Source organism: Rouxiella badensis, from assembly GCF_026967515.2.
Lineage (GTDB): Bacteria > Pseudomonadota > Gammaproteobacteria > Enterobacterales > Enterobacteriaceae > Rouxiella > Rouxiella badensis.
In genome coordinates, this window is record NZ_CP114062.1 from 2,753,577 (window position 1) to 2,778,807 (window position 25,231).

Below are 25,231 nucleotides of genomic sequence, written 5' to 3' on the forward strand. Positions count from 1 at the left end.
TAATAAAACCGCACGGCACGACCGGCGGAAATTAACGTGATCACTTTTTTCGACGAGGGGTTTTTAATGAGTATTGAAGCACAGGAACAACAACATAGCCCGGGCGGTTTCTTCCGTTGGGTCGAGCGCGTAGGGAACAAAATTCCTAATCCATTCCTTCTGTTTGTCTATCTGATTGTTGTGTTAATGCTGAGCAGCGCGGTGATTTCCTGGCTAAACATCACCGCAGTTAATCCAACCAACGGTGAGATTATCCACGTTAAAAACCTGCTCAGCGTTGAAGGGTTACAGTGGATCTTGCCTAACGTGGTCAAAAACTTCAGCGGGTTTACGCCACTGGGGTCGATTCTGGCCTTGGTGCTGGGGGCAGGACTCGCCGAACGCGTAGGGCTATTGCAAAGCCTGATGTACAAGATGGCGGCGGGAGTCAGCGCAAAGTACGCGAGCTATCTGGTTATTTTCATTGCTTTTTTCAGCCATATCTCTTCCGATGCCGCACTGGTGGTAATGCCCCCTCTGGGAGCGCTCATCTTCCTCGCCGTGGGACGTCATCCGGTTGCCGGACTGCTGGCGGCCATCGCCGGCGTCGGGTGCGGCTTTACCGCTAACCTGCTGATCGTGACGACTGACGTGTTGTTGTCAGGTTTGAGTTCTGAGGCAGCGAAGGTTATCAACCCAGCGGTGCAGGTCAGCGTGGTTGATAACTGGTACTTTATGGCCGCATCGGTGATTGTATTGACGCTGGTCGGCGGTATTCTGACCGACCGATTTGTCGAACCGCGCCTGCCGGCCTACGACGGCGATCGCAGCGAGGAAATGAAAAAGCTCACCGCCCTGCAGAATCGCGGGTTACGGGCCAGCGGTATCGCCGCACTGGTGTTTATCGCGTTGGTGGCCATGCTGGTAGTGCCGGAGTCGGCTCCGCTGCGTAATCCCCACACCCACGGGATAGTGCCTTCGCCGTTTATTCAGGGCATTGTGCCGCTGATTATCCTATTCTTTTTTGTCGTCTCGATCCCTTACGGCCTGGTCACGAAACAGATCCGCTCGCAGAGTGATATCCCTAATCTACTGATCGATCCAATGAAAGGCATGGCCGGTTTCATCGTGATGGTTTTCCCACTGTCCCAGTTTGTGGCGTTCTTTAACTGGAGCAATATGGGGAAATTTATGGCTATCGGCTTGACCGATGTGCTGGAGAAGCTTGGGATGACGGGTATTCCGGCGTTTGTGGGGCTTATCTTCCTGTCGGCGCTGCTGTGCATGTTTATCGCCAGCGGTTCGGCGATTTGGTCGATTCTCGCACCGATCTTTATCCCGATGTTTATGCTGATCGGGTTCCATCCCGCGTTTGCACAGATTGTATTTCGTATCGCTGACTCCTCGGTGCTGCCGCTGGCACCGATGTCGCCTTTCCTGCCGCTGTTTCTCGGGTTTCTACAGCGTTACAACAAGGACGCTAAGCTCGGCACTTACTATTCGCTGGTGCTGCCGTATCCGGTGGTGTTTTTCCTGGTCTGGCTGCTGATGCTGGTCGTCTGGTATCTGTTGGGCCTGCCGATTGGTCCGGGCGTGTATCCGCACATGCCGTCGTAATCGTCTAAACGCCGCGGCGCTAGGGCAATCGTCCGACGCGCCGCATCGCTCTTGTCCAGGAACCGTTTCTCACCGCCCAGCGCAGCACGCTGGCGATGCGACGCATTGAAAAGTCGATGCCTTTGCGGATCAACGGCGAAAACCTGATCCCCAGCTCGTCCTGCGCCCACTGCGGCAGCAGTTCAATGCCCGACCAAATCATCAGCTTACCCACGGGAACCGCGGCTCGGCTGGGTGCGGGCGCGTTTTTTAGCAGCCTTACCACTTCAAGCGTGCGCTCATCACAGCGTAAAGAGGGCCGCATGCGCTCGAGATAATCGTCGATTTCTTTCACGCTGGTGGGCACATTGACGCCCCCCAACCCCTCGACCACACGCGCGACTTCACGGTAATACTGGTCCTGCTCGGCGAGGCTGAGATTGGGATTACGATAGCGAAGATAGGACTGGAGAAAGCTGTAGGACTCGGCAACGTGCACCCACACCAATAAATCGGGATCGCTGGCGGCATAAGGGTTGCCGTGCGCATCGACGCCGGTCACGCCAAGATGAATGGATTTTACGCGTTCGATAAGACGCTGAGCGTCTGCAAGAGAGGCAAAAGTGGTGCCAGAAACGAATTGACTGGTGCGTCTGAGACGCCCCAGCATGTCCTGGCGAAAGTTCGAATGATCCCACACGCCCGCCAGAGCAAGAGGATGAAGCATTTGCAGCAGCAGTGCACTCACGCCGCCGCACAACATGGTCGAGAAATCGCCGTGAACTTGCCACACTACGGTGTCGGGTCCAAATAACCCGGCATCACCACGAGGCTGTTCGAAATCGATTCCTCCCAGCGCCAGGCCGGAAATGCTTAACACCTGGCGCTCTATCTTCTTACGTAAACTTTCACCAACTGGCATGACACATTGTTCTCAATATTTTCTACAATAAGGCGTGCCTAAGGCATACAGGGATGAAAGTTTCTTCGCTACGTCAAACCATGGCTTAGTGGGCAATCGCGCTCGACATCGGAACGGTGCGCAGTTGCGGCCATACGTACATAAACAGGTCAATAATAGCGCCCAACTGTTCATTGCTGGCACCGTCTCGCGACTGCACCGACATTCCCTGAACGGTGGTCGCCACGTATTTCGCCAAAAGAGAACTGTCGGAATCATTCGGGAACTCGCCGCTCAGTTTTTTCTTCTCAAAAAACTCGAACAAGGTGCGCTCCTGAGACAGGTGGCGTGAACGTAGCATGTCAGAAATTTCCTGAGAAGCTGCAGACATGCCCGACGCTGCGTTAATGATAAAGCAGCCGCTCGGCGTGTCGCAGTCGGTAAACATCTCGGCCGTGGTACGCAAATACTGCTCTACTGCCTGTTCTACCGACAAATCATCTCTGCTTAGCAGACATAAACTCTTTTCGTAAAAGGTTGCCAGATAATGTTCAACCGATGCACGGAACAACCCTTCTTTGTTGCCAAATTCAGCATATAAAGTAGGCGCTTTCGCACCCGTTGCTTCAACTAAGTCAGCCAAAGACGTGGCTTCATAGCCATGACGCCAGAACAGGTTTAACGCTTTACTCAGAGCAGTTCCGCGATCGAACTGTTTTGGGCGACCGCGACTTTTCCGGACTAATGCCGTCTGTTCAGTGCTCATACACCCTCCTTTCATCACTCTTGTGATTATGGTTGTCGAAATAAATTAACGATCATTATTAAAAATAGTTGCGCAGAAGTCCAGTAGAGATTAATATTTAATTATCGAGCGATAAGTAAATCACTCCCTACAGAAAACTACTCAGCTATAAGACAGTAACCCAGGACCTAACATCATGAGAAACATCAAATTGATTCTTGCAGTAATGGCATTGGCCGTTGTGCCGGTTGCTAACGTTGCCGCACAGCAGACAATCATGATGCCAGTACAAACTCAGCAGGTCGCGATGGTTAACGTGACTGGCGACAGTAATGTCGTACAGCCTCCGCATGGCACTCTGAACAGGAAACCAGCACAACCTGGTATCTCGAGTTCACCGACCATACCGCCGGCTCCTGTTGCGTCACATAACTCACCTTCCGCCATCTACTACTAAGATGTCCCTATCGAAGCCTGAGTACCCATAAAGAAGGCAGAGCATTTTATGCTGCCTTCTTTTTTAACACCCTCATCCTCGTACCTCAAGAATTTATTAGCGGCTATTAAAATAAACTTTTTGGATGCCAAATCCGAATGATTATATTGAATAACCATTGCAAGATAATGAAAAAAGCAATGAGATTGAATAAGTTATAAGCAGAAATACAGAGTACGACAGACGACCCGGCTCATTTAATGCAGATATTTCACAACCCTTATCACCTTAGGTAATCCGCAGGCGACTTCAGGCACCCAACTGATTTATGCGCAGAAATTTCTTTCCTATTCTGTGAGTTACCCCCTCACAGCACATTTAGTTAACGATCATTAATAAAAAAGATTGCCAAGGTGGCCCCTGAAGATTAACATTTAATTATCGAACGTTAACTAATAGCGTTCCGCCGAAGAAAAGAACGCATGTTCATCACCTATGGGATTAGACACCATGAAAAACTTAACCATGATTTTTGCAGCACTGGCCTTGGCTACCGGTTCATTTTCAACTTTAGCCGCGACAGAAGTCACTCAGGCTCCAGCGGGTTCACAGAAAATAGGTGTAGTATCAGCTACCTCCAGTAGCGATCTCTCAAGCCTGGAGCGTAATCTGAACGCTAAAGCTGAAGAAGCTGGCGCAAGCTCTTTCCGCATCATTTCAGCCTCAGGTGACAACCACCTGTACGGAACGGCTGAGCTGTATAAATAAGCCTGATAAAGATAATGACGAAAGGCGGCCGTGGCCGCCTTTTTTAACATCGGTAAAACCAAAGCAAGCAGAGGGTTATCGATAGCCTGCTCATTTCATAGGGTATAAAATTTGTCTTCTTCAAAGATATTTCGTTGCTGGATAGAGTCAGGTTAATATTTAAACCAATAAAGCTGTCCTTTACTGCTCTACGCCAATTAAATAAAATATTCTTTTATTTCACACCCTACATTGTTTTATAAAAACCATAGAGCAATTAAATCAACGCCAAAAGATAATAAATGATTTTTAATTTCACCACCGGCTCTACCAACCACAAAAACCAACCGTTTTATAAATTTAATCGATTAATTTAAATGGGGAATATAATAACAACAGAGGGACAATACTGATCTTCTTTGTGCGGGTGCTCAGGATCTTTCTGCTCTGGGCATGAAATAAAATTTATGCAGGGACAGAATGAGAAAAGCCCCGAACTGATATTACATCAACTCGAGGCGTCCCTTATGTCCAACAACGTAAAGGTAGCGCCTCATATGCAGGAATGCAAGGAAAAGGAGGTCTATGTGCGCTTCACATCTATAACGATTGTTCTGCTGGTCTTTTTCATCTGTGCGAGTCTTTTAGCGTTCACCTGGATGAAAGGAAATACACTTTGTGAGGTTAAGGTGAAGAGCATTTGGATAGAGGTTGTTGCATCATCGGCCTACGAATCCGTGAGGTAAGCAATCCAACAGGCGGGAGCTCGCTCCCGTCCGTTGGAGGTTGTCAGACAAAGGTCCAAAGCACCCGTTTAAATTTATCAGCCAGCCTTCGGGCTGGCATTTTTATGTCAAAAATAGCTTTTAAATCAAAATGCAGCGAAAGGAGAAAAGTGACTTATATAAAGCCATTTAAAAACAATATATTAACAAGATATTTAAATCGGATATTTTCATCTTCGCCAGTTAAATAACGCCAATTAAATTAATAATCGTTATTTAATTTGGTGGCAGGGCAGGCATACCACCACTACGCTTTATTTAATGAATATTAATAAAAGTGACCATGTGCCCTACCGAAGAGATTTCGTTGATGGACTCACAGTGGCCACGCTGACAATTGTGCCAATAACGAGGAAATCATCGTGAAAAACATCACCATAACTTTTTATCAAACTCTGGCTGCTGTTGCGCTCGTTAGTGCTTCATTTGCCGCGGTGGCGGCGACCGAGGTGAGTTCAGCACCAGCAGGTCAGGTCAGCATGGGAGTGATAAACGTCTCGGGTGGGGATCACCTGAGTGCACTTAAACATAGAATGTCAAACGAGGCCGACGCGCAGGGCGCTACCTCCTATCGCGTAATTTTCGCCACCGGCGAAAATCATTTCTACGGCCGCGCCGAGCTGTATCGCTAATAAGCTTCACCGTCACGTCGGGAAATGCTTTCCCTCGCTTTGCGCTCGATCGAGGCAGCAAAAAGAGAACATCGATAAAACAGGATCAAGCATGACTAAACTAACGCCAAACATGGGCTTACTGGCGATCCGCACAATTAGTTAACGATTAATACAAAAATAAATTGCACAGATTCCGATCCGATCCTATCATTAAGTTATCGAACGTTAATTAATAACGACGAAGCAGAAATTAGTCGCTGGACTCGAGCAGTATCCCGTTCGGCTAACACGATAATGAGGAAGCAATCATGAAAAACCTGACTAAAGCATTTGCTGTTATCGCCCTGAGTACCGCTTCATTCGCCACCTTTGCAGCAACAGAAGTGAGCATGGCGCCAGCAGGCGAACAAAGTATTGGTATGGTGAGCGCATCAACTCACGGTAGCGATATCACGACTCTGCAGAACAAACTGGCTGCTAAAGCCGCCCAGGAAGGGGCAAGTTCTTATCGCATCGTTTCTGCCGGTGGTGAAAACCATATGTACGGTACTGCAGAACTCTACAAATAAGCATGAATCATTTTTAGCAGCAGAGTAAGAATAAAGAAGTATGGGTATTCGCATCTTGTCAGCAGAACTTTGCCGGAGAGATGTATCGGACAGTAAGACGCCTAATTTCACATCGAACGTCAATCATGACGTCACCGAAATTAAGCAAAACGATATAGAGGAAAATATTATGAAAAACCTGACTAAAGCATTTGCGGTTATCGCCCTGACTACCGCTTCATTTGCTACTTTCGCGGCAACAGAAGTCAGCATGGCGCCTCAAGGTGCACAGAGCATGGGTGAGGTTAGCGCTTCTACCAACAGCGGTGACTTAGGTACATTGCAAGGTAAACTGGCTGCAAAAGCCGCTCAGGAAGGGGCAAGCTCTTATCGTATCGTCTCTGCCGGTGGTGAAAATCATCTTTACGGTACGGCTGAAATTTATAAATAATGTTTAAAATATAACGTGTTATAAGTATGAAGAAGAGGCGACAGTTGTCGCCTTTTTCATTTTTATATCTCCCAAAATTCCCTCACTTCCCCTCTCCAAAAAAGACCCGCACAATAGGTTAACGATTGATAAAAAAACAAATTGCACAAGAATCGATCCGTCACTATCATTTAATTATCGAACGTTAATTAATATCGTAGACCCAAAAAAACAGGTTCCGACCCTCAAAAAATAGCGGGTTCGGTCTACAGGATAATGAGGAAGCCATCATGAAAACTCTGAACAAAGCATTTGCTGTTATCGCCCTGACTACCGCTTCATTCGCTACCTTTGCCGCCACTGAAGTGAGTTCAGCTCCGCAGGGAGCACAAAGCCTCGGTGAGGTTAGCGCGTCCACTAACAGCGGTGATTTAAGTACGCTACAGGGGAAACTGGCCGCTAAAGCCGCCCAGGAAGGGGCAAGCTCTTATCGCATTGTGGCCGCCGGAGGTGAGAACCATCTTTACGGTACGGCTGAAATCTACAAATAAGCTTTTGTAGCAAGAGCGTGAAAAAGAGAAGAGGCGGCATTTGTCGCCTTTTTCGCGTTCAATTGTCAGCTAATGTCTTGTTTTCGCAAATTATCTTTAGCTAAATCTTTCAGAGATAAAGCCATTTGTATGAGAGTGCCGAAGTTTATGTGCAAGCTTTGAGATTTAAGTTTTCGATAAGAAAAAAGAGGTAAAAAGGCGGGGTGAAAGACTAAATGAGAACTGAAATGAAAAATTTAACCAAAGTATTGGCTGTTATTGCCCTCAGTGCCGCCTCGTTCACCACCCTTGCTGCTGCTACTGCCGTTAGCTCACAGCCTAATGGCGAGCACAAGATAGGTGAAGTGAGTGCCTCAACCAACAGTGACGACCTCAGCGCACTTCAGCGTAATCTCGCCAGTGAGGCCTCTGAAGAAGGCGCACGTTCTTATCACATCACCTCGGCAGGCGGTGAGAACCATCTTTACGGCACCGCCGAGATCTATAAATAAATTCAGTTTAATCAATCAATTAATACAGGCACTTATCGGTGGCTACGGCCACCTTTTCCTTAATTAACGATTTCGCTGTGGACTGATCACCCCATTAAACGAACCGCACAATTAGTTAACGATTAATATAAAAATAGATTGCACAGAATCCGTTCAGTCTCTATCATTAACTTATCGAACGTTAATTAATAACGACGAACAAAAATCAATCGCTGAACTCGATAAGACAACGTTTCAGCTAACCAGATAATGAGGAAGCCATCATGAAAAACCTGACTAAAGCATTTGCCGTTATCGCACTGACTACCGCTTCATTTGCGACATTCGCTGCTACCGAAGTTAGCTCAGCTCCTGCAGGTGAACAAAGCATTGGTGTCGTTAGTGCATCAACCAACGGCGGTGATCTGAGTTCGCTGCAAGCCAAACTGGCTGCTAAAGCGGCCCAGGAAGGAGCAAGTTCATACCGTATCGTCGGGGCCGGTGGTGAAAATCACATGTACGGTACCGCTGAAATCTACAAATAAGTCTTACGGTAGTAGCACAATTAGTTAACGGTTATTAAATAAATAGTTTGCATCGGACAGAGACAAGGCTTAACATTTAATTAACGAACGATAAACAATATCGTCAGCGAAAAATTAAGTCTAATGACAACGAGAATAGGAATTAAGACCATGAAAAACCTGACTAAAGCATTGGCAGTAATCGCACTGAGCACCGCATCATTCGCGACCTTCGCGGCTACCGAAGTGAGTATGGCCCCAGCGGGTGAACAGAGCATCGGTACCGTTAGCGCATCAACCAACGGCGGTGACCTGAGTACGCTGCAAGGCAAACTGGCTGCTAAAGCCGCTCAAGAAGGCGCAACCTCATATCGCATCGTTGCGGCTGGTGGTGAAAACCACATGTACGGTACCGCTGAAATCTACAAATAAGCCTTAGATTCAAATCGTCATAGAAGTATGGGTACCACACATTCGGTCAGCGCAGGTTAAAAGGCAGCCAATGTGTATCGGACAGTATTGAGGCTTGATTTCACAAGCGAACGACAATCAATGTCGTCATAGAAATTAAGCAAAACGACAATAAATAGGACAATAAAATGAAAAACCTGATTAAAGCATTTGCTGTTATCGCACTGAGTACGGCTTCATTCGCCACTTTTGCGGCGACCGAAGTCAGTTCAGCTCCAGCCGGTGAACAAAGCATCGGTGTGGTAAGTGCAAGCACTGGGGCCAGTGATTTGACCAGCCTGCAGGGTAAACTGGCGGCCAAAGCGGCTCAGGAAGGTGCGACTTCTTACCGCATCATTTCAGCCGGTGGTGACAATTACCTGTACGGAACCGCTGAACTGTATAAATAAGTCAGACAGCAGTCAGTAGAAGAGGCGGCGATTGCCGCCTTTTTCGTTTCTATAAATCAGTGCGCCGAACTTTTAAGCTGGCAGTCCTGCGAGTGTTGCTCGATAGCCAATTCTATTAGTTGGGTAATAAGTGAAGTGTAATCCAATCCGCTGGCCGCCCAGAGCTTGGGATACATGCTGATATTGGTGAAGCCAGGCAGCGTATTGATTTCATTAATCACCACCTCTCCCCCTTCCGTTAAGAACACGTCAACGCGCGCCATGCCCCGACATTCCAATGCCTGAAATGCCTGAATCGCTATCTCTCTAATCTGGTCATTAACTTCTGCAGCCAGGTCCGCCGGTACCGCAACCGATGCGCCCTGCTCGTTGATGTATTTCGTATCGTAGGAGTAGAACTCATCGTTGAGGATAACCTCACCGCAGGTGCTGGCTTTAGGGTAATCATTGCCCAACACCGCACACTCTATTTCACGCCCCTTGATTGCCGACTCGACCAATACCTTATGATCGAAGCTAAAGGCGCTGTCCAACGCTTGCTCGAAGGATGCGAGATCTTTGACCTTGCTGACCCCAACGGAGGATCCCTGATTGGCGGGTTTGATAAACAACGGCAGGCCAAGCTGCTGAACGATACTGTCGAAACTGTGCTGGCTGCGAGTGCGGCGAGTCAGGGTAATAAACGGCGCTACGTTGAGCCCGGCATCACGCAACAGACGCTTGGTAACATCTTTATCCATGCACACCGCTGAACCGAGCACGCCGGAACCGACGTAGGGAATGTTTGCCATCCGCAGCAGTCCCTGTAACGAACCGTCTTCTCCCAGCGTGCCATGGACAATCGGAAAAATAACGTCAAGCTGCGACAGTGCGTGGGCATTCTGGGTGTCAATAAGCTGATTTTTTTCAAGACCGGGTACCAGCGCGACCTGCTGATTCGAGCGATTCAACGCAATTAACGACGGGTTTTCGGCGTTAATCAGATAGTTACTGGTATCATTGATGTGCCATTCGCCCTGCTTATCGATCCCCAGCAGAGTCACCTCGAAACGTTGCTTGTCCATCGCATCCACGATATTGCGTGCAGACTGCAGCGAGACTTCATGCTCCGACGATTTGCCTCCAAAGATGATACCCACGCGTAATTTACTCACTCTAGACTCCTTCAAAACTGCTCTTAATCAACATTAACCGCGCTTAGTCTACGATAAACAACTTTGCTCCAGAGGGCGTAGAGGACTGATGCGCTTCTGCATTATCCGCCACCTGGTAACTCATACCGGGTTTGAGGATGAACGACCGGCCATCTTCAAGCGTGGTATGCAACTCACCTTCGAGACAAAATAAAACGTGCCCTTTCTTACACCAGTGATCGGCCAGGTATCCCGCCGAATATTCAACAATCCTGACGCGGATTGGCTGTGCGTCATCCCCAAAGTGCTGAGTTCGCCAAAGCGCCATGCCGATTTCACCCTGATGCTCGGTAGGTTCAATTTGGCTCCAGTCGGTGGTACAAAAAGGAATAGAGGATAAATTCATTTCAGTCTCATACAATTGGGGGAATTCCAGAATAGAAGTGAATCGTCCGTCAATCAATCGGCTGATGCAAAGATTCTAAATTTGAGCCAAACCTTCAGGAAAAGGACAACTCCTAAAAGCCCCCGAACCGCAGCCAAACACCAAAAAGACTCTCTCATTCGACTATGCTTGACAGTCAGCCGCAGCAAAAGCTGAATTTCGCACCTCAATTCATGTTCAGGGGATCAACAGTGATTTCCCCCTCTGAACGGCAAAACAAGGAGCAATTCATGCCTTATCAAACCATCAACCCGTTCAACAATAAGCTCATCAAAGAATATCAAACGCATAACGATCGGCACGTCGAACAGGCTCTGGAAACGGCACATCAACTGTATAAATCCGACTGGGCACAGGGCGATATCAAGCAACGCCTCAACGTACTGCACAAGCTGTCGGATATTATCTCGTCACGCGTAGAAGAGTTGGCGAAAGGCATCAGTATCGAAATGGGCAAACTGATTGAGCAGAGCCGTGCAGAGGTTCAGCTCACCGCCGATATCGCAAAATATTATGCCGAAAATGCGGAAGAATTTCTTAAACCGGTGTCCTATAAGTCAAACCTGGGTGAGGCCTGGGTCGAGCACAGCCCTATCGGGGTTATCATGGCCGTGGAGCCGTGGAACTTCCCGTTCTACCAGCTTATCCGCGTTCTAGCGCCCAATCTGGCATCCGGTAACAGCGTGCTGGTCAAGCACGCCAGCATCGTGCCGCACAGTGCAGAAACGTTTGAGAAACTGATTACCGAAGCGGGTGCGCCAAAAGGGGCATATACCAACCTGTTTATTTCACAAGATCAGGTATCGGCCATCATTGATGACGACCGCGTTCAAGGCGTTGCCCTGACCGGCTCTGAAAAAGCCGGGGCGGTGGTGGCATCACGTGCGGCCGGTAAACTGAAAAAATCAACGCTTGAGCTGGGCGGTAACGATATTTTTGCCGTTCTTGAAGACGCTGATATCGACCACGCAGCCAAGGTGGGCGCTCAGGCGCGCGTTGCCAATGCCGGCCAGGTCTGTACTGCCGCCAAACGCTTTATTATTCACGAGAAGGTCGCCGATGAATTCCTGAAAAAATTCACTCAGCACTTTAAAGAGCTGAAAATAGGTGACCCACTCGACGAGAAAACCACTCTCGGTCCGCTCTCTTCTGCCGATGCAGTTAACACGCTGACTAAACAGGTGAAAGAAGCCGTTAAACATGGGGCGAAAGTGCTCGTTGGGGGTGAACCGGTAAGCAACAATCCGGGTAACTTCTTTGAGGCCACTGTCCTCACCGGGATCACGCGCGACAATCCGGCCTACTTTGAAGAGTTCTTTGGCCCGGTGGCGCAGGTCTACGTGGTGAAAAATGACGAGGAGCTGGTGAAACTGGCCAATGACTCGCATTACGGTCTTGGCGGTGCGCTGTTTACCCGCGATCTCACTCGTGCTCGTAAGCTGGCCTCGAAAATCGAGACCGGGATGGTTTACGTGAATTCACTCACCAATACTGCGCCGGAACTGCCTTTCGGTGGCGTGAAACGTTCAGGCTTTGGCCGAGAACTTTCAGACTTGGGTATCAAAGAATTTGTGAATCAGAAACTGGTCGTTCTGGCCGAAAAATCCTGACGGTCATCCAGCCGCCCTCCCCTTCGGGAGGGCGTTTTTCATTCCGAACGGTACAGCTCAATCTTCGGACGTTTATTTTGTTCCGGTTTATACAAATCAATTTCATCACCGATGATATATTTTGCGCGTAACATCGACGAAATTTTGTCCATTGCCATCACGATCACCACCAGAATCATCGTAATGAACATCACCACGTCCCAGTTCCACAGCCGCATATTTTCGGCGTAGACCAGACCCACCCCACCCGCACCGACAAATCCCAACACTGCTGCAGAGCGGGTGTTTGATTCAATCTGATAAAGCGAGAGGGCCAAAAAGGTCGGGAACGACTGGGTGAAAATGCCAAAACGGTGGGTTTGCAGCGGATTAGCCCCCAACGCGCGCAGTCCACGGCTCGGTGAACGCTCTACGGCTTCATGCCCCTCCGCATAGAGTTTCCCCAACAGACCCAAATCTTGCATGATGATGGCCAGCGCGCCGGCCAGCGGTCCCATCCCCACGGCACGGACGAAAATCAGCCCCCAGATGGCCATGTCCAGTCCGCGCAAGACGTCCATAATGCGACGCACAACCAGTGAAATTGGGCGCAGGAAAGGCGTGGACATCACATTGCGCGCCGCCAAAAATGACAGCGGTAGGGCTAGAATAGTGGCGGTTACGGTTCCGGCAAACACAATCGCCAAGGTAATCGCTATCTGCGTAAAGTAATACATCAGCGGCCACTGTGAGAAATTCTGCCAGACGAACATGCGCAAAAAGTATTTCCCTATCTCACCGCAGCCGTGCGTGAACTGGCCCACGGAGATACCGTAGAAATGGAAGAACACCAGGTAATAAAGCACGATAGCCGCAACTGAAATGGCCAACACGCGTAAGGTCCGGCGCTGCGCCGCAAAAAGATGGCGATGTTGCTGACGAATGCTCGCAACTTCAGTGGCGCTCAAAGAATCGGTAAGCATCAGAATGTGCCCTCTACAACGCGTTTACGGAGTTTGCCCGAGGCATAATCCATCACGGAAACCACAAAAATAATCAGCAACAGCGTCATGCTGACCTGGTCATAGCGGTCTAGTTTGATTGATGTCATCAGCTCCTGCCCTATCCCGCCCGCGCCTACCAGACCAAGAATGGTCGACTGGCGGAAGTTAATTTCAAGGCGCATAAAGCTGTACGAGAGAAAAATGGGCTGTACCTGCGGCCACAGAGCAAAACGCATCCTTTGCAGGCGTCCTGCGCCACACGCCTTTAAGCCGCGCACCGGCTTGTCCGAGGCAGTCTCTATTGATTCATAAAACAGTTTGGTCAGGCTACCGACGGTATGCAGCGTCAGGGCGATAAAACCGGGGATAGCACCGATGCCAAACGCCATTACGCACATCACCGCCCACGCCAATTCGGGCATGGTACGCAGGAATGCCACGAAGGTACGCACGCTAAATTTTAGCCATTTCGGCGAATCGGTATTATTGGCCGCAATAAAGGCCAGCACGACAGCGAGCACGGTTGACAAAATGGTCGACGAAAAGGCCAGCTGAATAGTTTCCCAAATCAATGGAAGCTGAATGTTTAAACGATAACCCCAATAGGCCAGAGAACCTTTGGTATGTCCGTCGGCAAACAGATCGTGCCAATGTAAAGTGGGCACCGTTTGACCAATATAGTCAAAAAAGTGTGGCGCATTGACGAATATCGTTTTTAAATTAAGCTCAGAAATACTCCCCGCCCATAAATAAAGGACTAACATCAAGCCAGACCAAATTAACGCCTCTCTTTTTTGCTTGCTGCGTATTTGCTGGTAATAATGATGAAATTCAGTATTCAAAATAAGGCTTCCACAGTTGATGGCGGAGATAATAATCTGCACTGCCTGATAAAAATAACGCGCCAATAATATGGCGCGTGGTTGTCGAGAGTCTGAGGTTTAACGACCGCCTTCAGTCAATGCCTTTTTCATATCGATGATTTGCTGATAATCGGCCAGCGTTGCCGGACCAATATGCTGCTTACCGCCGACGGCTTTAATAAAGCAGGCGTGATCATCTTTATCCAGCTTATTAATTGCCGCCACAACTTTTGCCTTGAAATCAGCAGGCAGCGAATTGCTCACCAGGATTGGGCCATTAGGGATCAACGGCGACTCCCAGATGATACGGATCTGTTTCATCAGGTCCGGGTGGTCCATACGCATCATGCGACCAAATGCGCCTGAGGTATAGCCAGTTGACGGGTCGCCAATCATCGATGACCAAGCAACAGCACCAGCAAACTGGCCGTTCAGCACGCCAAGAATATCCTGTTCATGACCGCCAGAGAAGGTCGTACTCGAGAAGAAATGGTTGTAGCTGTTGTCGGTAGTCCCGCCAAACATCTTCTTGAAGGCTGCGTTAGGGATAAGATAGCCCGAGGTGGAATCAGGGTCCGCAAAACCAAATGCGGTGCCTTTCAGGTCTTCCAGCTTTTTATATTTACTGTCGGCTTTAACCAGAACAACCGAGTGATAACCGCGTGACTGATCGGTGTCATCAACCAGAATACCTTCGATGCTGACGGCTTTCGGATTATTAAGATAGACCGACGCGAAGGAAGAAGGCGACATGCTTAATACCATATCAACTTTCCCGCCCAACAGCCCCTGAATAACGCCAGAATAGTCAGAAGAGTTACGTAATTTTGTATCTACATTCAGTTCTTTATCAAAGAACTGTTTTACACACATGTTATCGCCAATTTGCTGTGTGGCGTTCTGACCGCCGAGAATGCCCAGGTTTAACTCTTTTGGTGCATCTGCGGCCATGCTATTCATTGCTGCCATGGTCCCTGCAACGAATACCGCCAGACGTAATAGCTTCTTCATGTAATAATAACCCTTGTGTAGATTGATTAAATTAGAATGAAATAGATAAATGTGAAAGCAAATACGTTATGCCATCCGTGGCATGACAAATAGAATGACGGCCAACTATTAATTGTTAACAGTTAATCATTAACCGTTTACCGCTTCACTCTCTTCGCCATACAGTTGGTGCAAAATCGAATCGGTTAAATAGTCTGGATGTCCATCGTAAATAATCTCACCGTGGGCAATACCAATAACTCGGGTACAGAAATCTTTAACCAGTTCAACCGAGTGCAGGTTAACCATGACGGCGATGTTATCTTCGCTGACTTTTTTCAGCGCATTCATAATACGTAAGGTGTTTTTAGGATCTAGCGAGGCGACAGGTTCATCAGCCAGCAGAATTTTAGGGTTCTGCATCAAGGCACGACAAATTGCTACCCGTTGCATCTGACCACCGGACAGGTTTTCGGCGCGCTGTAGCGCATGGGGCAATAGGTGTAGCCAGTCGAGCAGAGAGATCGCTCGCGCACGATCTTCATCATCAAACTGGTTGAAGAAAGACCTGAAGGTTGAGGTCTGGCTCAGGCGTCCCAATAGCACATTGGTCAAGACGTCTAGACGAGGTACCAGACAGAAATCCTGAAAAATCATGCCACAGCCCGCTCGCCAGCGGCGTAATGCCTTGCCGGTCAGGCCCGCCAGCTCCTGTTTTTCACCACCGTCATAGTGGCAAACCACGCTGCCTTCACTCAGTGGAATAGTGCCATTGAGCACGTGCAGCAGCGTGGATTTTCCCGCGCCTGAGCGGCCAATCACGGCAACAAATTCACCGGCGTGGAGTTCAAAATTAATATCATTAAGCACACGACTGCCTGATTTATAAGATTTAACCAGGCCTTTAACGTCTAACACTTTATTCTGATGCTGTGGCTCGGCCTGAGGATATTCAGCCTGTGCCAGCTTAAGTTGAGCTTGCGCCATCATGCTGTCTCCGGTTACGTGCAGATTCTGACGTCCATTAAGCGCGACAACTATGACAGATTGATGATGTTTTAATGGACGAAAGATGACCTTCTTCCATTGATAAAACGTATCTTAAATACCTTAAATAGCAATTAAGCCTATGATTAGAGTCAAGCTAACGGCAAAAATGTGCCGAAACAACGACAGGGAGGCAGAATGACTCTTCAGCATCCGTCCACACCAGAGAGCAACGCCGCATTGATTGAGCGGCTCAAAAATATCGTCGGAGGTCGTCACGTATTGACCTCCGAAAGCCAGACCGAACGATACCGCAAAGGCTTTCGTTCCGGAGGCGGCAAGGCGCTGGCGGTTGTTTTTCCGCAGACCTTGCTCCAGCAGTGGCAGCTGCTACAGGCCTGCGTCGAGGCCGACAAAATCGTTATCATGCAGGCCGCGAATACCGGTTTGACCGAGGGGTCAACGCCGAGCGGCGAAGATTACGATCGCGATATCATTATCTTCAGCACCTTGAAGCTCAACGGCATTCAGCTGCTTGATGACGGTAAGCAGGTGATCGGTTTTCCCGGCAGCACGCTGTATGAGCTTGAGAAACGCCTTAAACCGCTGGGACGTGAGCCCCATTCGGTGATTGGCTCTTCCTGTATTGGCGCGTCGGTCATTGGCGGCGTGTGCAACAACTCGGGCGGATCGCTGGTGAAACGCGGCCCGGCCTATACGGAGCTGGCGCTGTATGCACAGAGAGATGAGCAGGGAAAGCTAATCCTTATCAACCATTTGGGCATTGACCTCGGCGCGACGCCGGAAGAGATCCTCACCCGTCTTGAGCAGGGGAACTATACCCCCGCCGATATTCATTACGGTGATCTACTGGCCTCCGATCACGACTATGCCGAGCGAGTGCGCGACGTCGATGCCGACACGCCTTCACGCTTCAACGCCGACAGCCGCCGCCTTTATGAAGCTTCAGGCTGCGCCGGTAAGTTAGCCATTTTTGCCGTGAGGCTCGACACCTTCGAGGCCGAAACTCAACAACAGGTGTTTTATATCGGCACGGACAGCACCGCCGTGCTTACCGATTTACGCCGCAGCATACTCGGTGAGTTCAACAATCTGCCGGTCGCCGGTGAGTATATGCATCGCGATATTTTTGATATTACCGAGGTCTACGGCAAAGATACCTTTTTGATGATCGACAAACTCGGCACCGACAAAATGCCTGAGATATTTACCGCCAAAGGTAAGTTCGACGCCAAAATCAGTAAGGTGCCCTTTCTGCCCAAACATTTCAGTGACCGCGTTATGCAGTGCCTGAGCCGCGCCCTTCCCAACCATCTTCCGCCACGGATGAAGAAATACCGCGATCGGTACGAACATCATCTGCTGTTGAAAATGTCCGGGGATGGCGTGGCGGAAGCGCAAAACTTCCTGACCCATTTCTTTGCCGACAGAGACGGCGACTTTTTTGTCTGCTCGGCGGATGAAGGTAAAAAGGCTTTTCTGCATCGTTTTGCGGCCGCCGGTGCTGCGGTGCGGTATCACGCCGTGCATGAAAAAGAAGTGGAAGATATTTTGGCGCTGGATATCGCCTTGCGACGCAACGATCGCGACTGGTTTGAAGTGCTCCCGCCCGACATTGACCAGCAGTTAGTGGCAAAACTGTATTACGGCCACTTTATGTGCCACGTTTTCCATCAGGATTACATCGTCAAAAAAGGCGTCGATAGCAAAGCGCTTAAACATCGGATGCTGGAGATTCTGGATGCCAAAGGTGCCGAGTACCCGGCAGAGCACAACGTTGGCCATCTGTATTTCGCCAAACCGCACCTGCAGGAGTTCTATCGTCAGGCCGACCCGACCAACAGCTTTAACCCCGGCATTGGCAAAACCAGCAAACTGAAAAACTGGCAGGCATAAAAAAATAAATCCCCGCAAGATAACTATCCGGCGGGGATTTAGGGTACTGCGTATAAGGCATCTATTACTGCTGTTACTGCATTTGAAACTGGAATAACCTGGCCTCAATCAAAATATTTTAGAACCATATCCCCACATGATCACCGTCAGTGCCAGTAAAAGTTCTAGCACCAGCACGCCCATCGCCAGCGTGGAGCTGGAAAACAGGAAACCTTCCCGATGGTCGATTTCGAGAAAATTAGGGATCCCCAGATACAGCAGATAACCGCTGTAGCACAGGCCTATCAGGCCGACGAACAGACACAGCCACACCAGTGGATACAGCGCGACTATCCCACTTAGGAACATCGGCGTTGCCACATAGCCAGCAAACACGATACAGCTGTTTAGACTGGGTCGACTTTCGTACCGGCGCGCCATCCAATAGATGATCCGGCCCATCAGCGCGACGGCACAAAGGATTAATACGTAGAAAGCGGCTGCGATAGAAGCTGCCGTAAGCAGGGTGATTTGCATGTTCTGCCCATCACCAAAATTCCAACCTATCTGTGTAGTACCGATAAAGGAACACACGACAGGAATGGCCGCCATTAGCAGGACATGATGAGAATAGACGTGAGAAACAGTTTCATGTTCACGTTGAATGCGTTGCAATTCAGGACCTGGATGTGACAGCAGTCCCCAGACATGATTTACCATGATACACCCCCTTGCTCGCTGGCAGTCGCCCACAGCGGCCAAAAGTCATTCCTTTCGCTCTGTAAATTCTCAAATGCGACAGAGATAAAAAGGTGGCGACCTTATAACCAAGTATAGCTCGGGTTAGCGAGGGTGCGAGTCGTGGAAAAGGTTTTGTTAACGCACATAAAAAAGGCTCCCAGTCGGGAGCCTTTCATGACTCTTGAAACAATTACTTGGTGGCAGGGTTATGCAGTGCTGCATCACCTGACAGCAGTTTACGCGCTGCCGCTGCCTGGTCCGCCGTAACCTCTGGTGCGCTGTTACCCCAGCTGTTGCGGACGTAGGTGCTCACGTCGGCCATCTGCTGGTCGGTCAGTTTCCAGCCAAACTCAGGCATTGCTGCGCTGGTCGGATTGCTGTCCGTTGCCGCGCCCTGCGCGCCTACCATCAGCACGTGCAGTACGTTGGTCGGTTCAGAGGCCTGCAACGCATTGTTGCCTTTCAGAGCAGGCACCATGCTGCGAACGCCTTCACCGTTGGACTGGTGACACGCCGCACAGTTGCTCAGGTAAATGTCTTTACCCCGTGCCATGACGTCCTGCGAGTTCACCAGCGTCTGGGTCTCGTCTTTGCTACCCGGCAAGCTCTTCAGGTAAACGGCCATCGCCGTCAGGTCCTGCTTGTTCATGTGTTGCAGAGAGTTGTGCACCGCTTCAGCCATTGGGCCCGCAGCCACAGTTTTGTCGTTGGCACCCGTTTTCAGGTAATCCACCAGCTCCTCATTGCTCCATGCGCCAACGCCCTGACGTTTGTTGCCGGTAATCTCAGGCGCCAGCCAGCCTTCAAGCTGAGCCCCCTGCAGATGAACGCCGAAGTCATCGGCACCCAGTAAGTTTTTAGGCGTGTGACATGAAGTACAGTGACCCAGACCTTCAACCAGATAAGCACCACGGTTCCACTCGTCAGACTGCTTAGGATCGGCCTTGAACGGAGCGGTATCCAGGAACAGCAGATTCCAGCCAAACATCATCAGACGGATGTTGTAAGGGAACGGCAGGTTGGTTTTAGGACCGTCGTAATGCACCGCCGGCACGCTATCCAGATACGCTTTCAGGTCTTTCAGGTCCTGATCGCTGACTTTGGCATAGACGTTGTAAGGCATTGCAGGATACAGGTTCTCACCGTGAATACCTTTACCGTTACGCACCGCATCCATGAACTGCTGATCGGTCCAGCCACCGATACCGGTGTCTTTGTCAGGCGTAATGTTAGTGGCATAAATAGTACCAAACGGCGTCGCCAGTCCAAGACCACCGGCGAACGGTTTACCGCCCGGCGCAGTGTGACAAGCCACACAGTCACCGGCCTGCGCCAGATATTGACCGCGTTCGATAGCCGTTTTACCGGTCATTCCGGTTGAGGCAGGAGCCTGGAAGGTGTAGGTCTGGTGCGAGTTATGCCAGGTTTTGTAACCGACAAAACCCAGGCCAACGACAGCAACTACGCCAACAACGCTAGCGATTGTCTTCTTAACGCCCATGCTTACACCCTCACCAATGGACCAGGAGATTTCAGATACTGAGTCTTGATTGCCTCAGCCGCCCAAAGGGTCAGCGCCCCCACGGTACCCGTCGGGTTGTAGCCGCCGTTGTTGGCAAATGCCGATGCGCCACAAACGAAGACGTTATGCACGTCCCAGCTTTGCAGGTAGCGGTTAACGGCACTGGTCTTAGGATCATCACCCATACATGCGCCACCGGTGGTGTGCGATGACAGGTTGTCCATCGGAGAGAACGGTGCTGCGGTAGGTTCCTGACGAACAACGGTTTTTGCGCCCATTGCGTGACCAATTTCAACAGAACGGTCAGCCATGAATTTACCTGAACGCTTGTCGTTTTCGATCCAGTCGAAGGTGACGCGCAGCAGCGGTTGGCCGTGACGGTCCTTGTATTCTGGATCCAGGTCCAGGAACACATCGCGGTGTGGATAGCTGTTGCCCATCACGTAGACCGAGTTGTAGTTCTGGTAGCTGTCTTTGGCTGCCTGCTTCCACTTCGCGCCCCACTTCGGCGTGCCTGGAGGTACGGCGCCTGACAGGGTGATCGGACGACCGTTGGTTGAGTGAACCAGCGCAACGCCACCGCCGATGAAGTCATGGTTAGTGTGGTCGAAGTTGTCGCTATTGTAGTCATCAACCGCCTGAGCCAGCGCGCCTGCACCGATAAACGGGTTCAGGTTTTCGTTCTCAAAGAACACGCCCGCGCCAGAAATAGTCTGGTAGGCATAGTTACGGCCAACAACACCTTCACCGGTTTTGTGGTCGTAAGGCTGGCCAATGCCGGACAGCAGCATCAGACGCACGTTATCGAACTGATACGCGGAGATGACGACGATATCGGCAGGCTGTTCCCACTCGACGCCGTCGCTACCAATGAAGGTAACGCCGGTTGCGGTTTTGCCGTCTGGCGCTTTATTAACGCGCAGAACTTCCGACTCGGTGATAACCGAGAAGTTAGGACGCTGCATCACGGCGGGCAGGATACAGGCATTCGGGCTGCTCTTGGACCAGTTACCGCAACCGAAGAATTCACAGTAACCGCAGTAGGTACAAGGGGCCATGTTGATGCCCAGGGTGTTGGTGTACGCGCCTGAGGTGTTACCGGCTGGAACGGCGAACGGGTGCAGGCCCATTTCGCGCGTTGCCTTGTCGAAGATCATCGACAGTTGGGTACGCTTCAGCGGCGGCAGCGGATAGTCACGGCTGCGCGGACCTTCGAAGACGTTACCGCCGTCAATTTTTTCGCCTTTGATGTTACCGGCCTTGCCTGAGGTACCGGCAAAACGTTCAAATTTGTCGTAGAACGGTTCCAGATCGTTATAGGTTACGCCCCAGTCCTGAACCTGCATGCCTTCCAGGAATTTATCTTTACCATAGCGTTCAACGGTGTTGGTATAGGTCTGGAAGTCGTTTGGCAGGAAGCGCCAGGTCATGGCGTTCCAGTGCGTACCCGCACCGCCGACGTTCATACCAAACTGATAGGTATTGAACTCACGCAGCGGCAGTGCCTGCTGAATCGGGTTATTACGGAAGGTCATGGTTTCAACGGCGGTCGGCTGCAAAATAGCGCGGCGGCTGATGAAACGCAGCTCATCGGTGTCGATAGTGGTTGGGAAATCAGTACTGGTATCGCGCCATGAACCACGTTCAATCGCTACAACGTTCAACCCTGCCTGCGTCAATTCGTTGGCCATCAACGAACCCGCCCAACCCAGGCCGACGATTACCGCATCGACCTTCTCTCTTTTTTTGCTCATAAAATTGTCTCCAGGTGAATCTTTGCCCGTTCGGTGACCGGCTTATTATGATTTTTCGTAGTTGCTAACCATGCTAACGGGGATGATGTGCAGGTCTTCACCGCGGCGGTCGATGACGTCTCGGAAGTCATACTGTGCGCCCGGGAAACCGAGCATTTTCCAGCTCGCCATATCTTTGTTACCGCCATAAATCGGATCGGCAAAGAAGCCTTCACGCATGTTTTGAATCAACTGTGCGAAGAAGAATTTGCCGTTCACACCCGCCAGGGGAATATCGCCGGTTTCGATTTTGCTCAGCAGATCGTCCTGCTGTTCGTGGGTCAGTTCACTGAAGGTTTTGCCACTGTAGTGTGCTTTAGACGCTTCATTGATTGAGGCCAGACCCGTGCGGTAACGCTCGGCTGGGGTATCTTTATACTGCGGACCAGCCTGAGGGATACCGTCCTGAATTACCGGACCTAGGCGATAAACGCTCACTGCCTGGCCGTAGTCTCCCGCCAGCTGACGGTCAAGAAACACCGCACAACCGGCTTCTTTACCACCAATACTCAACTCATCGGCAGGAATAAGGCGGTCAGCGATGGCTTCAACCGTCGCGACCTCAAGCGGGTTAAAGTACAGCCAGTCCCCTGCAACCACAGGCTTTGGAGGCCTGACGGCATGAACAACCCACGGCATTCCGCCCGAGATGATTTTGGCTTTGACCTTCAGAGCAGTACTGATTAACAGCACACCGAGAGAGGTCAGAAAATGTCTGCGTTTCACGATAGTTCTCCTGTTTACGCACATTACATGACGAGTGAGACTGGAGCCGAAAAAGGGCCCCGAAAAAATGTGAAGAAGATTATACGGAGATGTTAGATGAAAGTAATGCATTTCGTACCATTCGGTACATTTTAAAACACTTTAAAATCAAATGTTTATATAAAGAGAATTATACGATCATAGTAAATAACATTTATTTACAGGCTTATTGGTTAAACATTGACCAAATCACGCATAATTAAACGGCGATTAAACGAGAGACCTTATAATCACTGCGTCATAAAACGAACCAGATAATACATCTGCTTTAAGCGGTCTTAAAGCCCTATAGAAATAGATAGCATTTAGTGGCAAAAAAACCAGTGATAGCGGGAGAAATGCTTTAACTTTGTGATAGTCATTCCATGTCATAAACGTCTATTTCAAGGGGAAGTCCGTGCGCATTCACTGCCTGCATACCGCCGAAAGCAATATTGCCGTTTTCAACGCCGCCGCCGCTCAAATTAATGTTCCCGCCGAGGTTATTACCCACCACGTCAGATCTGACTTACTCGATGCCTGCGAAAAAGCCGGTGGACTGACCGATGAAATCTGTCAGCTCACCGCTGATTATCTTTTGGCGCTCAGTCAGGATGCCGACAGCGTCGTGCTTACCTGTTCGACGCTGGGTGCTGCCGCAGAACGCGCGGCGCTGAATTCGACTGTGCCTATTCTGCGTGTCGACAAGGCGCTGGCAGAAACCGCATTAGCGCAGGGAAAAGAAATTGCGGTGCTCTACGCCGTAGAGACGACGCGAGGCCCCACGGAACACCTTTTCTCACAGCAAGAAGGCTACGCACAGGCCAACGTCCGCTTTGAATGGGTCGCCGGGGCGTGGGACATGTTTAAGGCGGGTAACGGCGCAGGCTATTTACAGCAGATAGCGGCAAGTGCTGATAAGGCCTATGAGGCGGGTGCAGACATCGTGGTATTGGCGCAGGCGTCGATGGCAGGTGCGGCAGAATTAACCCAGTTTGGCACGCCGCTGACCAGCCCGATTTGCGGACTCAGAGCCGCTGTTTCAGCCTAAAAAAGCGCCAGGGGAATACCAGAAAATAGGGGTTACCAAGGATTTTTTTCAGACAGGGGCTATACTTGAACAAAGGATATCATTGAGTTAGCGATGCTTATTCTGCGATGTACCCTACCTAAGGAGAAACGATGAAAATTATTTTATGGATTATCGCCATTATCTTTATCGTTGGTCTGCTGACCATCACTGGCGTATTTAAGCTGATCTTTTAACGCCCCCTCATCTTTTACCGCTGATAAAGCCTATCCGACACGGCGTCTTGCCGGATAGGCGCTCCTGACTCAAAAATGCCTAGTCGGTAGCCTGCTCAACCGAAGGTTCGGTGCGGCGCTGATCCTTTTCCTTACGATATACCTTGGCAATCTGCGGCACCGGCACGCTTTTTCCAGTTTCCATCCACGTACGCAGGCGCGCGGCATCAGCGAAGGCGGTGAACTTACCGAAAGCATCGAGCACCACCAGCGTGACCGGTTTACCATTGATGACCGTACGCATTGCCAGGCAGTGCCCCGCTTCATCGGTATAGCCCGTCTTGGTCACCTGAATGCTCCATTTCGGATTCATGATCAGATGGTTGGTATTTCTGAACGGCAGAGCATAAGACGGATGGCTAAACACCGCCGTCTTCTCCTGTGTGGTACTCAGTTCACCAATCAGCGGATACATGCGGGTTGCCATCAATAGACGAGTCAAGTCACGGGCGGTCGAGACGTTATGAATAGACAGCCCCGTCGGCTCGACGTAATGGGTGTGCGTCATGCCCAGCTCTTTAGCCTTGGCGTTCATGGCGCGGATAAACGCGTCGTAGCCGCCAGGATAATGTGCAGCAAGGCTCGCAGCAGCACGGTTTTCAGAGGACATCAGCGCCAGTTGAATCATCTGGCGGCGAGTGATTTCACTGTTCAGTTTTACGCGGGAGAACACGCCGCGCATCTCGGGGGTGTTATGGATATCAACCGAGATAACCTCATCGAGCGGCTGCCTGGCGTCAAGCGTCACCATCGCCGTCATCAGTTTGGTCAGGGAGGCAATTGGCCTGACCTGATCCGGATCGCGAGAATAAATCACTTCATGGGTCTTGAGATCGACCACCATGGCACTGCCGGAAGCAATTTGAACAAGGGGAGCGACAACCGGCTGAGACTTGCTGGCAGCCAGGGCGTCAACAGGCATCATCATGCTTGCATTCAGGGCTAAAAAGCTCAATACCAAAAGACGGATTTTCACATGCATTGCTCTGTATTTAAAAAGGTTGTCATCAATGGAGCGTCGAATACTGCTGGC

Annotated in this window: 29 protein-coding genes; 16 read left to right on the top strand and 13 right to left on the bottom strand. The window is 50.2% G+C overall.

Annotated features, from left to right (window positions below; translation table 11 throughout):
* Positions 1-66 precede the first annotated feature (66 nt).
* On the top strand, positions 67-1,596 hold the full coding sequence (gene abgT / locus O1V65_RS12735; protein ID WP_017491551.1) for a p-aminobenzoyl-glutamate transporter: 1,530 nt from the start codon (positions 67-69) through the stop codon (positions 1,594-1,596).
* 19 nt (positions 1,597-1,615) lie between these two features.
* Here abgT and O1V65_RS12740 read toward each other — a convergent pair whose 3' ends face one another.
* The gene (locus tag O1V65_RS12740) at positions 1,616-2,497 is read right to left on the bottom strand and encodes an oxygenase MpaB family protein (RefSeq protein WP_084911540.1); all 882 of its coding nucleotides are present in this window, start codon (positions 2,495-2,497) and stop codon (positions 1,616-1,618) included.
* An 85-nt stretch (positions 2,498-2,582) separates the two neighbouring features.
* Positions 2,583-3,242 (bottom strand): TetR/AcrR family transcriptional regulator, encoded by a 660-nt coding sequence (locus O1V65_RS12745; RefSeq protein WP_017491549.1) that lies wholly within the window; start codon positions 3,240-3,242, stop codon positions 2,583-2,585.
* 175 nt (positions 3,243-3,417) lie between these two features.
* On the opposite strand from O1V65_RS12745, the gene O1V65_RS12750 reads away from it, so the two are divergent.
* From O1V65_RS12750 to bhsA (O1V65_RS12800), 11 genes are all read left to right on the top strand, one after another.
* Positions 3,418-3,678 carry a hypothetical protein gene (locus O1V65_RS12750; protein WP_017491548.1) on the top strand — a complete coding sequence of 87 codons (261 nt, stop codon included), beginning with the start codon at positions 3,418-3,420 and terminating at the stop codon, positions 3,676-3,678.
* A gap of 489 nt (positions 3,679-4,167) precedes the next feature.
* On the top strand, positions 4,168-4,425 hold the full coding sequence (gene bhsA / locus O1V65_RS12755; protein WP_017491547.1) for a multiple stress resistance protein BhsA: 258 nt from the start codon (positions 4,168-4,170) through the stop codon (positions 4,423-4,425).
* A gap of 536 nt (positions 4,426-4,961) precedes the next feature.
* Positions 4,962-5,150: a Hok/Gef family protein gene (locus tag O1V65_RS12760; RefSeq protein ID WP_192504449.1), complete on the top strand. Its 189-nt coding sequence runs from the start codon at positions 4,962-4,964 to the stop codon at positions 5,148-5,150.
* A gap of 401 nt (positions 5,151-5,551) precedes the next feature.
* Positions 5,552-5,821 (top strand): multiple stress resistance protein BhsA, encoded by a 270-nt coding sequence (gene bhsA, locus O1V65_RS12765; protein ID WP_269129771.1) that lies wholly within the window; start codon positions 5,552-5,554, stop codon positions 5,819-5,821.
* 290 nt (positions 5,822-6,111) lie between these two features.
* A complete protein-coding gene (bhsA, locus tag O1V65_RS12770; protein ID WP_017491544.1) occupies positions 6,112-6,372 on the top strand; it encodes a multiple stress resistance protein BhsA in 261 nt (86 codons plus the stop codon).
* 169 nt (positions 6,373-6,541) lie between these two features.
* Positions 6,542-6,802 (top strand): multiple stress resistance protein BhsA, encoded by a 261-nt coding sequence (bhsA, locus tag O1V65_RS12775; RefSeq protein ID WP_017491543.1) that lies wholly within the window; start codon positions 6,542-6,544, stop codon positions 6,800-6,802.
* Positions 6,803-7,071: 269 nt separating this feature from the next.
* A complete protein-coding gene (gene bhsA, locus O1V65_RS12780; protein WP_227952691.1) occupies positions 7,072-7,332 on the top strand; it encodes a multiple stress resistance protein BhsA in 261 nt (86 codons plus the stop codon).
* A gap of 227 nt (positions 7,333-7,559) precedes the next feature.
* On the top strand, positions 7,560-7,823 hold the full coding sequence (bhsA, locus tag O1V65_RS12785) for a multiple stress resistance protein BhsA (RefSeq protein WP_017491541.1): 264 nt from the start codon (positions 7,560-7,562) through the stop codon (positions 7,821-7,823).
* Positions 7,824-8,086: 263 nt separating this feature from the next.
* On the top strand, positions 8,087-8,347 hold the full coding sequence (gene bhsA / locus O1V65_RS12790) for a multiple stress resistance protein BhsA (RefSeq protein WP_017491540.1): 261 nt from the start codon (positions 8,087-8,089) through the stop codon (positions 8,345-8,347).
* A gap of 150 nt (positions 8,348-8,497) precedes the next feature.
* The gene (bhsA, locus tag O1V65_RS12795; protein ID WP_017493638.1) at positions 8,498-8,758 is read left to right on the top strand and encodes a multiple stress resistance protein BhsA; all 261 of its coding nucleotides are present in this window, start codon (positions 8,498-8,500) and stop codon (positions 8,756-8,758) included.
* 167 nt (positions 8,759-8,925) lie between these two features.
* The gene (gene bhsA, locus O1V65_RS12800) at positions 8,926-9,186 is read left to right on the top strand and encodes a multiple stress resistance protein BhsA (RefSeq protein ID WP_017493639.1); all 261 of its coding nucleotides are present in this window, start codon (positions 8,926-8,928) and stop codon (positions 9,184-9,186) included.
* Positions 9,187-9,242: 56 nt separating this feature from the next.
* On the opposite strand, the gene ddlA is transcribed toward bhsA (O1V65_RS12800), so the two are convergent.
* Together ddlA and O1V65_RS12810 are read right to left on the bottom strand one after the other, a co-directional pair.
* Positions 9,243-10,340, bottom strand: coding sequence for a D-alanine--D-alanine ligase (gene ddlA / locus O1V65_RS12805; RefSeq protein ID WP_017493640.1), 1,098 nt, complete (start codon positions 10,338-10,340; stop codon positions 9,243-9,245).
* Positions 10,341-10,383: 43 nt separating this feature from the next.
* A complete protein-coding gene (locus O1V65_RS12810) occupies positions 10,384-10,725 on the bottom strand; it encodes a DHCW motif cupin fold protein (RefSeq protein ID WP_017493641.1) in 342 nt (113 codons plus the stop codon).
* Positions 10,726-10,994: 269 nt separating this feature from the next.
* Here O1V65_RS12810 and O1V65_RS12815 point away from each other — a divergent pair, with 269 nt between their 5' ends.
* Positions 10,995-12,374, top strand: a complete 1,380-nt coding sequence (locus O1V65_RS12815) for an NAD-dependent succinate-semialdehyde dehydrogenase (protein ID WP_227952690.1) — start codon at positions 10,995-10,997, stop codon at positions 12,372-12,374.
* 38 nt (positions 12,375-12,412) lie between these two features.
* Here O1V65_RS12815 and phnE (O1V65_RS12820) read toward each other — a convergent pair whose 3' ends face one another.
* The 4 genes from phnE (O1V65_RS12820) to phnC all read right to left on the bottom strand — a co-directional run bounded on the left by phnE (O1V65_RS12820) (position 12,413) and on the right by phnC (position 16,197).
* Complete coding sequence (gene phnE / locus O1V65_RS12820) at positions 12,413-13,336, bottom strand: phosphonate ABC transporter, permease protein PhnE (protein WP_017493643.1); 924 nt, start codon at positions 13,334-13,336, stop codon at positions 12,413-12,415.
* Positions 13,336-14,199, bottom strand: a complete 864-nt coding sequence (gene phnE, locus O1V65_RS12825; RefSeq protein ID WP_026110765.1) for a phosphonate ABC transporter, permease protein PhnE — start codon at positions 14,197-14,199, stop codon at positions 13,336-13,338. The genes phnE (O1V65_RS12820) and phnE (O1V65_RS12825) overlap by 1 nt, the downstream gene beginning before the upstream one ends.
* A 99-nt stretch (positions 14,200-14,298) precedes the next feature.
* The gene (gene phnD, locus O1V65_RS12830) at positions 14,299-15,231 is read right to left on the bottom strand and encodes a phosphonate ABC transporter substrate-binding protein (RefSeq protein ID WP_017493645.1); all 933 of its coding nucleotides are present in this window, start codon (positions 15,229-15,231) and stop codon (positions 14,299-14,301) included.
* Positions 15,232-15,360: 129 nt separating this feature from the next.
* Positions 15,361-16,197 carry a phosphonate ABC transporter ATP-binding protein gene (gene phnC, locus O1V65_RS12835; protein WP_026110766.1) on the bottom strand — a complete coding sequence of 279 codons (837 nt, stop codon included), beginning with the start codon at positions 16,195-16,197 and terminating at the stop codon, positions 15,361-15,363.
* 198 nt (positions 16,198-16,395) lie between these two features.
* Between phnC and dld the strand changes: the two genes are divergently transcribed.
* Positions 16,396-18,114, top strand: coding sequence for a D-lactate dehydrogenase (gene dld, locus O1V65_RS12840; RefSeq protein ID WP_017493647.1), 1,719 nt, complete (start codon positions 16,396-16,398; stop codon positions 18,112-18,114).
* Positions 18,115-18,222: 108 nt separating this feature from the next.
* Here dld and O1V65_RS12845 read toward each other — a convergent pair whose 3' ends face one another.
* The 4 genes from O1V65_RS12845 to O1V65_RS12860 all read right to left on the bottom strand — a co-directional run bounded on the left by O1V65_RS12845 (position 18,223) and on the right by O1V65_RS12860 (position 22,875).
* On the bottom strand, positions 18,223-18,813 hold the full coding sequence (locus O1V65_RS12845; RefSeq protein ID WP_017493648.1) for a Yip1 family protein: 591 nt from the start codon (positions 18,811-18,813) through the stop codon (positions 18,223-18,225).
* 211 nt (positions 18,814-19,024) lie between these two features.
* On the bottom strand, positions 19,025-20,335 hold the full coding sequence (locus tag O1V65_RS12850; protein WP_084911554.1) for a c-type cytochrome: 1,311 nt from the start codon (positions 20,333-20,335) through the stop codon (positions 19,025-19,027).
* A 2-nt stretch (positions 20,336-20,337) separates the two neighbouring features.
* Positions 20,338-22,110 carry a GMC family oxidoreductase gene (locus O1V65_RS12855; protein ID WP_017493650.1) on the bottom strand — a complete coding sequence of 591 codons (1,773 nt, stop codon included), beginning with the start codon at positions 22,108-22,110 and terminating at the stop codon, positions 20,338-20,340.
* A gap of 45 nt (positions 22,111-22,155) precedes the next feature.
* Positions 22,156-22,875: a gluconate 2-dehydrogenase subunit 3 family protein gene (locus O1V65_RS12860; protein ID WP_269129772.1), complete on the bottom strand. Its 720-nt coding sequence runs from the start codon at positions 22,873-22,875 to the stop codon at positions 22,156-22,158.
* 436 nt (positions 22,876-23,311) lie between these two features.
* Here O1V65_RS12860 and O1V65_RS12865 point away from each other — a divergent pair, with 436 nt between their 5' ends.
* On the top strand, positions 23,312-23,944 hold the full coding sequence (locus tag O1V65_RS12865) for an aspartate/glutamate racemase family protein (RefSeq protein WP_084911556.1): 633 nt from the start codon (positions 23,312-23,314) through the stop codon (positions 23,942-23,944).
* Positions 23,945-24,075: 131 nt separating this feature from the next.
* Complete coding sequence (locus O1V65_RS23215) at positions 24,076-24,159, top strand: small membrane protein YohP (RefSeq protein WP_017346848.1); 84 nt, start codon at positions 24,076-24,078, stop codon at positions 24,157-24,159.
* 79 nt (positions 24,160-24,238) lie between these two features.
* On the opposite strand, the gene pbpG is transcribed toward O1V65_RS23215, so the two are convergent.
* Positions 24,239-25,180, bottom strand: coding sequence for a D-alanyl-D-alanine endopeptidase (gene pbpG, locus O1V65_RS12870; RefSeq protein ID WP_165428962.1), 942 nt, complete (start codon positions 25,178-25,180; stop codon positions 24,239-24,241).
* Positions 25,181-25,231 lie beyond the last annotated feature (51 nt).

Bases quoted from the DNA above. Each gene is read 5' to 3' on its own strand.
- O1V65_RS12845 (WP_017493648.1), bottom strand. From the start codon at position 18,813: ATGGTAAATCATGTCTGGGGACTGCTGTCACATCCAGGTCCTGAATTG.
- pbpG (WP_165428962.1), bottom strand. From the start codon at position 25,180: ATGCATGTGAAAATCCGTCTTTTGGTATTGAGCTTTTTAGCCCTGAAT.
- dld (WP_017493647.1), top strand. From the start codon at position 16,396: ATGACTCTTCAGCATCCGTCCACACCAGAGAGCAACGCCGCATTGATT.
- O1V65_RS12760 (WP_192504449.1), top strand. From the start codon at position 4,962: ATGCAGGAATGCAAGGAAAAGGAGGTCTATGTGCGCTTCACATCTATA.
- bhsA (WP_017491541.1), top strand. From the start codon at position 7,560: ATGAAAAATTTAACCAAAGTATTGGCTGTTATTGCCCTCAGTGCCGCC.
- bhsA (WP_017491547.1), top strand. From the start codon at position 4,168: ATGAAAAACTTAACCATGATTTTTGCAGCACTGGCCTTGGCTACCGGT.
- phnD (WP_017493645.1), bottom strand. From the start codon at position 15,231: ATGAAGAAGCTATTACGTCTGGCGGTATTCGTTGCAGGGACCATGGCA.
- O1V65_RS23215 (WP_017346848.1), top strand. From the start codon at position 24,076: ATGAAAATTATTTTATGGATTATCGCCATTATCTTTATCGTTGGTCTG.
- bhsA (WP_017493638.1), top strand. From the start codon at position 8,498: ATGAAAAACCTGACTAAAGCATTGGCAGTAATCGCACTGAGCACCGCA.
- bhsA (WP_227952691.1), top strand. From the start codon at position 7,072: ATGAAAACTCTGAACAAAGCATTTGCTGTTATCGCCCTGACTACCGCT.
- O1V65_RS12740 (WP_084911540.1), bottom strand. From the start codon at position 2,497: ATGCCAGTTGGTGAAAGTTTACGTAAGAAGATAGAGCGCCAGGTGTTA.
- O1V65_RS12855 (WP_017493650.1), bottom strand. From the start codon at position 22,110: ATGAGCAAAAAAAGAGAGAAGGTCGATGCGGTAATCGTCGGCCTGGGT.
- phnE (WP_017493643.1), bottom strand. From the start codon at position 13,336: ATGCTTACCGATTCTTTGAGCGCCACTGAAGTTGCGAGCATTCGTCAG.
- bhsA (WP_017491543.1), top strand. From the start codon at position 6,542: ATGAAAAACCTGACTAAAGCATTTGCGGTTATCGCCCTGACTACCGCT.
- O1V65_RS12750 (WP_017491548.1), top strand. From the start codon at position 3,418: ATGAGAAACATCAAATTGATTCTTGCAGTAATGGCATTGGCCGTTGTG.
- O1V65_RS12810 (WP_017493641.1), bottom strand. From the start codon at position 10,725: ATGAATTTATCCTCTATTCCTTTTTGTACCACCGACTGGAGCCAAATT.
- bhsA (WP_017491540.1), top strand. From the start codon at position 8,087: ATGAAAAACCTGACTAAAGCATTTGCCGTTATCGCACTGACTACCGCT.
- phnC (WP_026110766.1), bottom strand. From the start codon at position 16,197: ATGGCGCAAGCTCAACTTAAGCTGGCACAGGCTGAATATCCTCAGGCC.
- bhsA (WP_017491544.1), top strand. From the start codon at position 6,112: ATGAAAAACCTGACTAAAGCATTTGCTGTTATCGCCCTGAGTACCGCT.
- bhsA (WP_017493639.1), top strand. From the start codon at position 8,926: ATGAAAAACCTGATTAAAGCATTTGCTGTTATCGCACTGAGTACGGCT.
- O1V65_RS12745 (WP_017491549.1), bottom strand. From the start codon at position 3,242: ATGAGCACTGAACAGACGGCATTAGTCCGGAAAAGTCGCGGTCGCCCA.
- abgT (WP_017491551.1), top strand. From the start codon at position 67: ATGAGTATTGAAGCACAGGAACAACAACATAGCCCGGGCGGTTTCTTC.
- O1V65_RS12850 (WP_084911554.1), bottom strand. From the start codon at position 20,335: ATGGGCGTTAAGAAGACAATCGCTAGCGTTGTTGGCGTAGTTGCTGTC.
- O1V65_RS12815 (WP_227952690.1), top strand. From the start codon at position 10,995: ATGCCTTATCAAACCATCAACCCGTTCAACAATAAGCTCATCAAAGAA.